Raw genomic sequence first — 11,116 nt, forward strand, 5'->3', positions numbered from 1 at the left:
CGGCCGGGCCTTCTTGTCCGGCCTCGTCAGCGAGCGCCGCTTGCGGCGATGAGCACCCTGGATGCCGCGCTCGCGCATGAGGCGGGCGATGCGCTTGCGGTTCACACGGCGACCCAGTCTGCGCAGTTCGGCGTGGATGCGCGGGACTCCGTAGGTCTCGCGGGACGCGACATGGATGACGGTGATCTCGTGGGCGAGGGCGTCGTCGGCAGCCTTCCGGGCGGCTCGCGTCTGCGCCGCCGAGCTCCAGGCGTAGAAAGAGGAGCGGGCCACGTTNATTACGGACACTGCGATGAGCAGGTTCGAGGAGGCCGGGGCTGTGAGCCGGAAAACTCCGGAGTCGCCTAAGTCTCCCAAATTTGAGGGGTATGAGTTCCACATCCCCCATCGGCCTTCAACCTCTTCAATGAACTCAGGCAGGGCGGCGAGATTGAAATATCACCCTGAAGACATCATTCCACTCGATCCAATGGACTACCTGCTCGAGAACGAAAGCCGGTTCTTTCGTCTGGGGGTCTACGACCCGGTCGAGCTGGCTGGGATGATCGCCACCGAAGCCCTGACTCTGGGGGCGGCGAGCGTGCTCATCCGGTCCGACGGTGAGTGGCTGACCGTGGCGGCGGACGAGGACTGGCTCCGTGATCACGCGCAGGCGTTCTCCTCGATCACGCCGTTCCCGCAGGCGGGTGTCAACAGCATGCTGGTGGAGATCCTCGCCGTCGCTTTCTCGGCAGGTGTGGCAACCGCCACACGGGAAGGGGTCGAAGTGGTCAAGGGGGGCCGTGCCGTCCCCGCCCCTGCGGCCGAGCGAAACGCAGGAAGAACGGTCTCCTTCATGCGCCGGCGGGAACCCTGACTCCCTGAGCGAGTGACACGCGGCCGCAGGAGCACACCGGTTTCTGCGGCCGTGTGACCCCATGCAGGGTGACGCGGTCGGCTCCAGGTGGCCGTCCCCCGCTGTCCGGTCGGCGGTACGGCCGCCGGCCGCCGGCCGTCGGTATGAACCTCCCCGGAGCGCGGGTAGGAAGAAGGCGTCCCGTCTGCCGACCGGTCCGGCTCTCCCCCGAGGAAGATTGCATAAACGTGCAAGGAAACGTATAGTCATGCCATCCATAAGGAGGGTTCCATGGCGGTACGTGCGGCAGTGGCCGGAGCGAGCGGGTATGCGGGCGGGGAACTGCTGCGCCTGCTCCTCGTGCACCCCGAGGTCGAGATCGGTGCCCTGACCGGCAACTCCAACGCCGGACAGCGGCTCGGCGCGCTGCAACCCCACCTGCTGCCGCTGGCCGACCGCGTTCTGGAGGAGACCACCGCCGAGGTGCTCGCGGGACACGACGTCGTCTTCCTGGCGCTGCCCCACGGGCAGTCCGCCGCCGTCGCCGAGCAGCTCGGCCCGGACGTCCTGGTCGTCGACATGGGCGCCGACTTCCGGCTGAAGGACGCGGCCGACTGGGAGCGGTTCTACGGCTCGGCGCACGCCGGGACCTGGCCCTACGGCCTGCCCGAACTGCCGGGTGCCCGCGCCGCGCTGGAGGGGTCCAGGCGCGTCGCGGTGCCCGGCTGCTATCCCACGGCCGTCACGCTGGCGCTCGTCCCCGCCTACACGGCCGGCCTGGCGGAGAACGAGGCCGTCGTCGTCGCCGCCTCCGGCACGTCCGGCGCCGGCAAGGCCCCGAAGGCGCACCTGCTCGGCAGCGAGGTCATGGGGTCCATGTCCCCGTACGGGGTCGGCGGCGGGCACCGGCACACCCCCGAGATGGTCCAGAACCTCCGCGAGGCCGCCGGTGAGGCCGTCACCGTGTCCTTCACCCCGACCCTCGCCCCGATGTCCCGCGGCATCCTCGCCACGTGCAGCGCCAGGGCCAGGCCCGGCGTCACCGCGGAGACCGTGCGCGCCGCCTACGAGAAGGCGTACGCCGACGAGCCGTTCGTGCACCTGCTGCCCGAGGGGCAGTGGCCGGCGACCGCGTCCGTCCACGGTTCCAACGCCGTTCAGGTGCAGGTCGCGTACGACGGGGCCGCGGGGCGCATCATCGCGATCAGCGCCATCGACAACCTCACCAAGGGCACCGCGGGCGGTGCCGTCCAGAGCATGAACATCGCCCTCGGCCTCGACGAGAGCACGGGGCTTTCCACGATCGGAGTCGCCCCGTGAGTGGCGCGCGTGCGGCCACCGGGTCGCAGACGAGGACGAATGCCGCACCTCTGCGCCGCACGGGCGGCAGTGACATCAGCCGCTACCGCGGCGGGACGAACAAGGAGTCGCAGTGAGCGTCACGGCAGCACAGGGCTTCACGGCGGCCGGTGTCGCCGCCGGGATCAAGGAGAACGGCAACCCCGACCTGGCCCTCGTGGTCAACGAGGGGCCCCGTCTCGCCGCGGCGGGCGTCTTCACCTCCAACCGCGTGAAGGCCGCGCCGGTGCTCTGGTCCGAGCAGGTCCTCAAGGGCGGCCGGCTCTCCGCCGTGGTCCTCAACTCCGGCGGCGCCAACGCCTGCACGGGACCCAAGGGCTTCCAGGACACGCACGCCACCGCCGAGAAGGCGGCCGAGGTGCTCGGGCACAACGCGGGCGAGGTGGCCGTCGCCTCCACCGGGCTCATCGGCATCCGGCTCCCGATGGACAAGCTCCTGCCCGGCGTGGAGCAGGCCGCGGCGGCCCTGTCCGAGCACGGCGGCGAGAAGGCCGCCATCGCCATCAAGACCACCGACACCGTCCACAAGACCTCGGTCGCCCGGGGCGACGGCTGGACCGTCGGCGGCATGGCCAAGGGCGCGGGCATGCTCGCCCCCGGCCTCGCCACCATGCTGGTCGTCCTCACCACGGACGCCGACGTCGACGGCGACACCCTGGACAGGGCGCTGCGGGCGGCCACCCGGGTCACCTTCGACCGGGTCGACTCCGACGGCTGCATGTCGACGAACGACACCGTGCTGCTGCTCGCCTCCGGCGCCTCGCAGGTCGCCCCGGAGTACGCGGAGTTCGCCGAGGCCGTGCGGACCGTCTGCGACGACCTCGGCAAGCAGCTGATCCGGGACGCCGAGGGCGCCAGCAAGGACATCAGGGTCGAGGTCGTGAACGCGGCGAGCGAGGACGACGCCGTCGAGGTCGGCCGCTCCATCGCCCGCAACAACCTCCTCAAGTGCGCCGTCCACGGCGAGGACCCCAACTGGGGCCGGGTGCTCTCCGCCATCGGCACGACGTCCGCGGCCTTCGAGCCCGACGAGCTGAACGTCGCCATCAACGGCGTCTGGGTCTGCAGGAACGGCTCCGTCGGCGAGGACCGCGACCAGGTCGACATGCGCTACCGGGAGGTCCACATCGTCGCCGACCTCGCGGCGGGCGGCGCGAGCGCCACGATCTGGACCAACGACCTCACCGCGGACTACGTCCACGAGAACAGCGCGTACTCGTCATGAGCGCCACGAACAGCACCAGCGGCACGAGCGGCACGAGCGGCACGCGCAAGCACACCGCGCTGCCCAAGGCGCAGATCCTCGTCGAGGCGCTGCCCTGGCTGACCCGGCACAACGGGAAGACCGTCGTCATCAAGTTCGGCGGCAACGCCATGATCGACGAGGACCTGAAGGCCGCGTTCGCCCAGGACGTCGTGTTCCTGCGGCACGCCGGGCTCAAGCCCGTCGTCGTGCACGGCGGCGGCCCGCAGATCAGCGCGGCCCTGGACCGGCACGGCATCGTCAGCGAGTTCAAGGCGGGCCTGCGGGTCACCACCGAGGACGCCATGGACGTCGTACGCATGGTGCTCGCCGGGCAGGTCCAGCGGGAACTGGTCGGACTGCTCAACCAGCACGGTCCGCTCGCCGTGGGACTCACCGGCGAGGACGCGCACACCATCACCGCAGTCAAGCACCGGCCGCGGATCGACGGGGAACTCGTCGACATCGGGCGGGTGGGCGAGATCACCGCGATCGACACGGGCGCGATCGAGGCACTGCTCGCCGACGGCCGCATCCCGGTCGTCTCCTCGATCGCCCGTAGCGAGGACGACGGACATGTCTACAACGTCAATGCTGATACGGCGGCTGCGGCACTCGCTGCGGCGCTGGGCGCCGAGACACTGATGGTCCTCACCGACGTCGAGGGCCTCTACGAGGACTGGCCGAACTCCGACGAGGTCATCAGCCGGCTCACCGCGAAGGAGCTGGAGACGCTGCTGCCCGAGCTGGCCAGCGGCATGGTGCCGAAGATGCAGGGCTGCCTGCACGCCGTGCGCAACGGGGTCAACACCGCCCGGGTGATCGACGGCCGGGTCCAGCACTCGATCCTGCTGGAGATCTTCACCGACGAGGGCATCGGCACGATGGTCGTGCCCGATGCGGAGGGGGACGCATGACCACCCACGGGGAACCCGAGGAGCCCACCGCCAACAGGGAACTCACCCGGCGCTGGCAGGGCGCGCTCATGGACAACTACGGCACCCCCCGGCTGCCCCTCGTCCGCGGCGCCGGCACCAGGCTGTGGGACGCCGACGGCAAGGAGTACCTGGACCTCGTCGGCGGGATCGCGGTGAACGCGCTCGGCCACGCCCACCCGGCGGTCGTCGAGGCCGTGAGCCGGCAGATCGCCTCCCTCGGCCACGTCTCCAACCTCTTCGTCGCCGAGCCGCCCGTCGCCCTCGCCGAACGGCTGCTCCAGCTCTTCGGGCGGGACGGCCGCGTCTACTTCTGCAACTCGGGCGCCGAGGCCAACGAGGGCGCCTTCAAGATAGGCCGGCTGACCGGCCGCCCGCACATGGTGGCGACCGACGGCGGCTTCCACGGCCGGACCATGGGAGCCCTCGCCCTCACCGGCCAGCCGGGCAAGCGGGACCCGTTCCTGCCGCTGCCGGGTGACGTCACCCACGTCCCGTACGGGGACCCGCAGGCGCTGGCCGCCGCCGTCACCGAGGACACCGCGCTGGTCGTCATCGAGCCGATCCAGGGCGAGAACGGCGTGGTCGTACCGCCCCCCGGCTATCTGAAGGCGGCCCGCGCCATCACCGCCGCCACCGGCAGCCTCCTCGTCCTGGACGAGGTGCAGACCGGGGTCGGCCGGACCGGCCACTGGTTCGAGTACCAGGCGCACGAGGGCGTCCTGCCGGACGTCGTCACGCTCGCCAAGGGCCTGGGCGGCGGCCTGCCGCTCGGCGCGACCGTCGCCTTCGGGCGCGCGGCGCAGTTCCTGAAGCCCGGTCACCACGGCACGACGTTCGGCGGCAACCCGGTCGCCTGCGCCGCGGGCCTCGCCGTCCTCGACACGATCGAGTCCGAGGGCCTGCTGGAGAACGTGAAGCGGGCCGGCGAGAAGCTCCGGGAGGGCGTCGAGTCGCTCGGCCACCCGCTGGTCGGCCATGTCCGGGGCGCGGGCCTGCTCCTCGGTATCGTGCTCACCGAGCCGCTCGCGCCCCGCGTGCAACAGGCGGCTCAGGACGCCGGCCTCCTGGTGAACGCGCCCGCCCCCGATGTCGTACGGCTGATGCCGCCCCTGAACATCGGCGAGGACGAGGTGGACGCGTTCCTCCGGGCCCTTCCCGGTGTTCTCGACACGGTGACCGACGGGGACGGACGAACCGGAGAATGAGACGACGATGAGTCAGGCGCAGGATCACGACCACGCGGGACCCGCCGTCCCGCAGACCCGCACCGCACGCCACCGCCGGATCGTGGACATCCTCAACCGGCAGCCGGTGCGCTCGCAGAGCCAGTTGGCGAAGCTGCTCGCCGACGACGGGCTGAACGTCACGCAGGCGACGCTCTCCCGGGACCTGGACGAGCTGAACGCGGTGAAGATCCGCAACAACGACGGCGACCTCATCTACGCGGTGCCGAGCGAGGGGGGCTTCCGTACGCCCCGCGCTCCGCTGGGGGAGTCGGCGAAGGAGGAGCGGATGCGCAGGCTCTCCGCGGAGCTGCTGATCTCCGCGGAGGCGTCGGCCAACCTCGTGGTCCTGCGGACCCCGCCCGGGGCCGCGCAGTTCCTCGCCTCGGCCATCGACCAGGCGGAACTGCGGGACGTGCTGGGGACGATCGCCGGGGACGACACGCTGATGCTGATCAGCCGGGACCCCACCGGGGGGCAGGCCCTGGCCGACCACTTGCTGCGGCTGGCCCAGAGTCATCACTGAGGGAGTGCGCGGGGCGCCTTCCCGGGTGCCGGTCCGCGGTGGTCGCCCGCGCAGTTCCCCGCGCCCCTGACGGGGGCGCTTCTCAGGGGCGCGGGGAACTGCGCGACCAGCCACGACGCACCCGCAGCCGACCCCCGAGCCGCCTCGCGAAGCCCCCGAGCCGCCCCGTGAAGGTCCCGCGAAGGCCCGGTTCAGCCCAGCCGGCCGGCCAGGCCCCCCGTGCATCTGACCTCGTCGCCCGCCGTGATCAGCAGGGCCTCGACGTCCGGGAGGGACTCCAGCCAGGCCAGCGCCTGGCGGGAACCCATCGCGAAGGCCGCCGTCGCCCAGGCGTCCGCCCAGGTGATGCGGGGGCCGACCACGGTCACCGCCACCAGGTCGGTGACCGCGGTGCGGCCCGTGCGCGGATCCATGATGTGCGCACCGCGCTCGGCGGAGCCCGACGTGGCCACGGCCAGCCGGTCGACGCCCGCCGCGGAGACCACCGCGGCCAGACCGCCCGGACGCAGCGGGTCGGACACGCCCACCCGCCAGGGCCGGTGCGGTCCCGGCACGCCGTACATCTGCACGTCGCCGCCGCCGTTCACGCTCACCCCGGTCGCCCCGGCCGCGACGAGCCGCCGCGCCGCGCGTTCGACGGACCAGCCCTTCACGACGCCGGTCGGATCGAGGGAACCGGCGTACGTCGAACTGAACCAGCCGTCGCTCAGCCGCTCCGCCTCGGCGCACAGGCCGAGCACCTCGGCGACCTCCGGGTCGCACTCGTCCACGGTCAGCAGACCGCGGGCCAGCCGGGAGATCTGGCTGTCCTCGCGGTAGGTGCTGAACACCTCGTCCACCACGTGGAGCTGCGCGACGGCTTCCGCCAGTGCGGCCCGCACGGCCCCGGGTTCACCGCCCCGGACGTCGAAGGAGAAGACCGTGCCCATCACCTCCTCCGCGTGACGCACCGCGGGAGGTGAACCGGCCGGGTCGGCCGGGCCGGCGGGATCAGCCACCGGCCTGGTCCAGGGCCGACTGCAGGGACTCCTTGTAGCCGCCGCTGGTGTAGGTGGCGCCGGAGACCGCGTCGATGTCGGCGCTGCCCGCCGCGACCGCCGCCGCGTTCAGCTTCGGCACCGCGGCGCCGTTGATCTGGTCGCTGCGGCCGCCCTCGGGCTGCTGCACCGCCTCGGCCCCGGTGATCTTCCCGTCGCTCACGGTGATCCGTACCTGCACGGGGCCGTAGTCGGTCGTGACGGCCTCGCCGGTGACGGTCCTCGCCTGCGCGGCGCCCGCACCCGAGCCGCTCGCGTCGCCCGAACCACTGCCGCCGCCCGTACCACTGCCTGTGCCGCCGCCCGATCCGCTGCCGCCCCCCGTGCCGCTCGCGTCGGCCGTGCCGCCGCCGGGCGCGCCCGCCTTGTCGAGGGCCGACTGGAGGGACTTCCGGTAGCCGCCGCTGGTGTAGGTGGCGCCGGAGACCGCGTCGATGTCGGCGGTACCGGCCGTCACGGCGGCCCGGTTCAGCTTCGGCACCGCGTCGGCGCTGACCGTGGTGGAGCGCCCGCCGCTGGGCGACTGCACGGCGGCGGCCGAGGTGATCTTCCCGCCGGCCACGGTGACGCGCACCTGGACGTTGCCGTACTCGGTCCTGACGACGTCACCGGTGAGGGTCTGGACCTGGGTGCCGCCCGCGGCCTGCGCGCCCCCGGACCCCTGCGGGGCGGCCGGCTGCTGCTGTCGCTGCGGCGCGCCGTCGGCGGACGCGGCCGCCGGGTCCGAGGCGGGCTTCAGCGACAGCAGCAGGACGATCCCGGACACCGTGGCGGCGCCGGCCAGCACGATGCGGCGCAGGGGATGGCTCTTCTTCATCGGTCCGGACTCCCGTTCCTCACAGCTCGAAGGACTCGTGGTGGATGCGGCGGGCGGGCACGCCGGCGCCGCGCAGTGCGGTGTACGCGTCCTCGGCGAAGCCGGGCGGCCCGCACAGGAACACGTCGTGCTCGTCGATGTCGGGCATCTTCTGGCGCAGCGTGTCCGGGTTGATGTCGGGGCGCTCCCCGCCGGGGCTGTTCACCGCGTACATCAGCCGGGCCCCGCGCTCGTCGGCGATCGCGGACAGCTCGTCCCACAGCGCCAGGTCCTGGGTGCTGTTGGCCCGGTACAGCAGCGTGAGGTCGCCGCGCTCCGCGGGCAGCGTCTCGAACAGCGCCCGCATCGGGGTGATGCCCACGCCGCCCGCCATCAGCAGCACCTTGCCGCGGCTGCGCCGGGACGCGGTCAGCGCCCCGTACGGGCCCTCGGCCCACACCCGCGTGCCCCGCTTCAGGCCCTTCAGCGCGGTGCTGTGGTCGCCCAGTGCCTTCACGGTGATCCGCAGCAGATCCGGACGCGGCGCGGCCGACAGCGAGTACGGGTGCGAGCTGAGCCGCATGCCCGGCGCCAGGAACCGCCAGCGGAAGAACTGCCCCGGCTCGGCGCCGATGCGGTGCAGCCGCTTCCCGCCGATCAGCACGGAGACGACGCCGGGTGCCTCCTCGACGACCTCCTCGACCCGCATCCGGTGGCGCAGGTTCAGCCGGACCGGGGTGATCACCCGGTACCAGAGGACCAGCGCGGTGACCGTCCCGTACAGCGCGTACCAGGCCGTGGTCGCGGCGGGTTCGACGGCGAAGTCGTTGCCGGTCGACAGCTGGTGCCAGAAGGAGAGGTACACGGCCGCGTACGTGAGCAGGTGGAGGTGGTACCAGGTGTCGTACGGGATCCTCCTGCGCAGTCCGCCCGCCGAGATCAGGCCGATGAACAGCAGCAGCCCCGTGCCGATCGCCGCCTTGCCCATGTCGGGGAGGGTGGTGACCGCGTCGACGGTCTGCTCGACGACGCCGGTGTTCGCCTGCAGGGCGTAGCCGTACATCGTCAGTCCGATGTGGGCCAGGGTGAGGCAGAGCATGTAGCGGCCGCTCATGGCGTGCCAGCGGGCGACCCGGTCCGACCCGACCCGGCGCTCCAGCGCGGGCACCCGGGCCATCTGCAGGACGACCAGGGCCATCAGGTATCCGGCCAGCAGACCGGTGATCCGGCCCGCGTTCAGGATCCGGGCCTTGTCGTCGGCGATGGCCGGCGTGTTGCTCCACCACAGCCAGATCACCGCCGCCGCGCCCGCCCACACGGCGATCAGCAACGGGACGGCGGGGGAGCGGCGAGGGCGGATACGGCGCATCGTCTGGCGCCGCGCGGCGCGACCGCCGGCGATCGTGCTCACGGTTCCTCCGTGGGGGACGCTGGGAAGGGGAGTGACCCCTCGGCCCAGTGGTACGTCCCGGGGCGGCCGTGTGTTCAACGGACCACCGGGCAAGCCGTGAACTGCTGAGACCCGCGGTAACCGGCAGTGTGGCGGTCCCCGGCGGATCGGCGGCGGACCGGCGGCGGACCGGCGGTGGGTCGGCGGTGGGTCGGGTCAGTGGCCGGTGAGCGAGGTCGGTCCGCCCTCGTCCGTCCCGATGGCGATGTGCGGGTGCCGGCCGGGCTCGGCCCAGTCCAGGATGCGCCGCATGGCGTCCCGGGGCACGGACACGCAACCGGCGGTCGCCCCGTCCCCGTCGACGTGCAGGAAGATCCCCGCGCCGCGCCCCCGCACCGGCCGCTCGTAGTTGAAACCGACGACGAGCGCGTACGCGTACTGCGTCCCGTACGAGACCAGGTGCTCCGCCTCGGTGGCGCGGCAGTCGGCGGGGCGGGGGTCGGTCCACCGGTTGTAGGAGCGGGAGTCGTTGTCCTGGCACCACCAGGAGGTCTCCCGCACCCGGCGGTAGGGCATGTCCGTCCCCCCGGGCGCGGGCCGGATGCCGAAGGCGTGGGGGAGGTCGTACAGACCGGCCGGTGTGGTGGCGGTGCCCTGCACGCGGGCGCCGCCCTCCACGAGCCCGCCGGCGCCGAACCGCGCCGGTGCGGAACCGGCCTTCGTCCAGCGCCCGCGATGACGGTCCCACCAGGTGACCGTGCCGGTCGTGGAGGAGGTGCGGGCGGCCCGCGCGACGATGAGCTGGCTGCCGCCGCCCGTGTCGGCCGTCCGCCCGGGCAGCGGGGACCGCCCGCTCCCGTCCTGGCCGGCGGCGGGGCCGCCGGCCAGGACGAGGAGTGACACGGACGCGAGGGCGGCGGCTCCGGGGCGCATGCTCAGACGGTACGGGGCGGCAGGGGCAGCGGCAGCCCGGGTAGGCCGTCCAGGCTGCTCCCTATGTACTCCTTCTTCTCGAAGTACGCGTTCAGCGAGACGTCGTCCTCCCGCGCGAAGCGCCTGGCGTGCAGGTCGCGGTCCTCGTCGTACGCCATGAAGGGGACCGCGTAACCGCAGGTGTCCCGGACGAGTTCGGCGGTCACCACGATGATCGCCCGCAGGCCGTGCGGGTCCGGGTCGATGTCCGGGAAACGGGCGAGGAGTCCCGCGAAGCGCGGGTCGTCGCGGAAGACCGGCTCGCCCCGGCCGTGGACGCGGACGATGTTCGGCGGTCCCTCGAAGGCGCACCACATCAGGGTGATCCGCCCGTTCTCCCGCAGGTGCGCGATCGTCTCGGCGTTGCTGCCGGCGAAGTCCAGGTAGGCGACGGTGAGACCGTCGAGGACCGCGAACGATCCGGTCAGTCCTTTGGGGGAGAGGTTGACCGTGCCGTCGCCCGACAGGGGCGCGGTCGCGGTGAAGAAGAGGGGCTGCGCCTCGATGAACGTACGCAGCCGGCCGTCTATGCGCTCGTAGGTCTTTCCCATGCCGAACGATTGTCGCCGGTTTTCTTTCGCCTGTCTAAGTATTTGTGTCCCTGGGGGCGACCGGACCGTTGAAGACGGCTGGGCCCCGGGACCCGAGGCCGGTCGGCGCACGGGTCCCGGGGTCGCCCCGCCCGGACTGCGGGGCGCCCGTGGGGGGAACGGGACGGTTACTGGTTGAGCTCGCAGGGAGCGAGTGCTTCGAGGCCCTCGGGTTTGGCGGCGGCGCGGCCGATGGCGGTCTCGATG

General features: G+C 72.4%; 12 protein-coding genes. 6 read left to right on the forward strand and 6 right to left on the reverse strand.

Annotation, left to right across the window (positions count from 1 at the left end; translation table 11 throughout):
• Positions 1-273, reverse strand: a 273-nt coding sequence (locus KM933_RS37695; protein WP_221361723.1) for an IS3 family transposase, incomplete at its 3' end; no start/stop codon positions are given.
• A 196-nt stretch (positions 274-469) separates the two neighbouring features.
• Between KM933_RS37695 and KM933_RS37700 the strand changes: the two genes are divergently transcribed.
• The 6 genes from KM933_RS37700 to KM933_RS37725 all read left to right on the forward strand — a co-directional run bounded on the left by KM933_RS37700 (position 470) and on the right by KM933_RS37725 (position 6,124).
• A complete protein-coding gene (locus KM933_RS37700) occupies positions 470-856 on the forward strand; it encodes a hypothetical protein (protein WP_221361725.1) in 387 nt (128 codons plus the stop codon).
• A gap of 270 nt (positions 857-1,126) precedes the next feature.
• Positions 1,127-2,155 carry an N-acetyl-gamma-glutamyl-phosphate reductase gene (gene argC, locus KM933_RS37705; protein ID WP_221361727.1) on the forward strand — a complete coding sequence of 343 codons (1,029 nt, stop codon included), beginning with the start codon at positions 1,127-1,129 and terminating at the stop codon, positions 2,153-2,155.
• A 112-nt stretch (positions 2,156-2,267) separates the two neighbouring features.
• A complete protein-coding gene (argJ, locus tag KM933_RS37710; RefSeq protein WP_221361732.1) occupies positions 2,268-3,419 on the forward strand; it encodes a bifunctional glutamate N-acetyltransferase/amino-acid acetyltransferase ArgJ in 1,152 nt (383 codons plus the stop codon).
• Complete coding sequence (gene argB, locus KM933_RS37715; RefSeq protein WP_221361733.1) at positions 3,416-4,354, forward strand: acetylglutamate kinase; 939 nt, start codon at positions 3,416-3,418, stop codon at positions 4,352-4,354. The genes argJ and argB overlap by 4 nt, the downstream gene beginning before the upstream one ends.
• Complete coding sequence (locus KM933_RS37720) at positions 4,351-5,580, forward strand: acetylornithine transaminase (RefSeq protein ID WP_221361734.1); 1,230 nt, start codon at positions 4,351-4,353, stop codon at positions 5,578-5,580. The genes argB and KM933_RS37720 overlap by 4 nt, the downstream gene beginning before the upstream one ends.
• 7 nt (positions 5,581-5,587) lie before the next feature.
• Complete coding sequence (locus KM933_RS37725; RefSeq protein ID WP_221361735.1) at positions 5,588-6,124, forward strand: arginine repressor; 537 nt, start codon at positions 5,588-5,590, stop codon at positions 6,122-6,124.
• 191 nt (positions 6,125-6,315) lie between these two features.
• Here the strand turns inward: KM933_RS37725 and KM933_RS37730 are convergent, their stop codons facing one another.
• From KM933_RS37730 to KM933_RS37750, 5 genes are all read right to left on the reverse strand, one after another.
• The gene (locus tag KM933_RS37730) at positions 6,316-7,053 is read right to left on the reverse strand and encodes an FAD:protein FMN transferase (RefSeq protein WP_221361742.1); all 738 of its coding nucleotides are present in this window, start codon (positions 7,051-7,053) and stop codon (positions 6,316-6,318) included.
• 61 nt (positions 7,054-7,114) lie between these two features.
• On the reverse strand, positions 7,115-7,978 hold the full coding sequence (locus tag KM933_RS37735; protein ID WP_221361736.1) for an FMN-binding protein: 864 nt from the start codon (positions 7,976-7,978) through the stop codon (positions 7,115-7,117).
• 19 nt (positions 7,979-7,997) lie between these two features.
• A complete protein-coding gene (locus KM933_RS37740; RefSeq protein ID WP_221361744.1) occupies positions 7,998-9,326 on the reverse strand; it encodes a ferredoxin reductase family protein in 1,329 nt (442 codons plus the stop codon).
• Positions 9,327-9,563: 237 nt separating this feature from the next.
• Positions 9,564-10,280: a L,D-transpeptidase family protein gene (locus KM933_RS37745; RefSeq protein WP_221361737.1), complete on the reverse strand. Its 717-nt coding sequence runs from the start codon at positions 10,278-10,280 to the stop codon at positions 9,564-9,566.
• A gap of 2 nt (positions 10,281-10,282) precedes the next feature.
• Entirely contained in the window at positions 10,283-10,870 is a 588-nt protein-coding gene (locus KM933_RS37750) for a pyridoxamine 5'-phosphate oxidase family protein (protein ID WP_221361738.1), read from the reverse strand.
• Between the last annotated feature and the right edge of the window lie 246 nt (positions 10,871-11,116).

The organism is Streptomyces beigongshangae (assembly GCF_019710745.1).
GTDB classification, from domain to species: Bacteria; Actinomycetota; Actinomycetes; order Streptomycetales; family Streptomycetaceae; genus Streptomyces; species Streptomyces beigongshangae.

Bases quoted from the DNA above. Each gene is read 5' to 3' on its own strand.
- KM933_RS37730 (WP_221361742.1), bottom strand. From the start codon at position 7,053: ATGGGCACGGTCTTCTCCTTCGACGTCCGGGGCGGTGAACCCGGGGCC.
- KM933_RS37725 (WP_221361735.1), top strand. From the start codon at position 5,588: ATGAGTCAGGCGCAGGATCACGACCACGCGGGACCCGCCGTCCCGCAG.
- KM933_RS37750 (WP_221361738.1), bottom strand. From the start codon at position 10,870: ATGGGAAAGACCTACGAGCGCATAGACGGCCGGCTGCGTACGTTCATC.
- argB (WP_221361733.1), top strand. From the start codon at position 3,416: ATGAGCGCCACGAACAGCACCAGCGGCACGAGCGGCACGAGCGGCACG.
- KM933_RS37720 (WP_221361734.1), top strand. From the start codon at position 4,351: ATGACCACCCACGGGGAACCCGAGGAGCCCACCGCCAACAGGGAACTC.
- KM933_RS37735 (WP_221361736.1), bottom strand. From the start codon at position 7,978: ATGAAGAAGAGCCATCCCCTGCGCCGCATCGTGCTGGCCGGCGCCGCC.
- KM933_RS37745 (WP_221361737.1), bottom strand. From the start codon at position 10,280: ATGCGCCCCGGAGCCGCCGCCCTCGCGTCCGTGTCACTCCTCGTCCTG.
- KM933_RS37740 (WP_221361744.1), bottom strand. From the start codon at position 9,326: ATGCGCCGTATCCGCCCTCGCCGCTCCCCCGCCGTCCCGTTGCTGATC.
- argC (WP_221361727.1), top strand. From the start codon at position 1,127: ATGGCGGTACGTGCGGCAGTGGCCGGAGCGAGCGGGTATGCGGGCGGG.
- KM933_RS37700 (WP_221361725.1), top strand. From the start codon at position 470: ATGGACTACCTGCTCGAGAACGAAAGCCGGTTCTTTCGTCTGGGGGTC.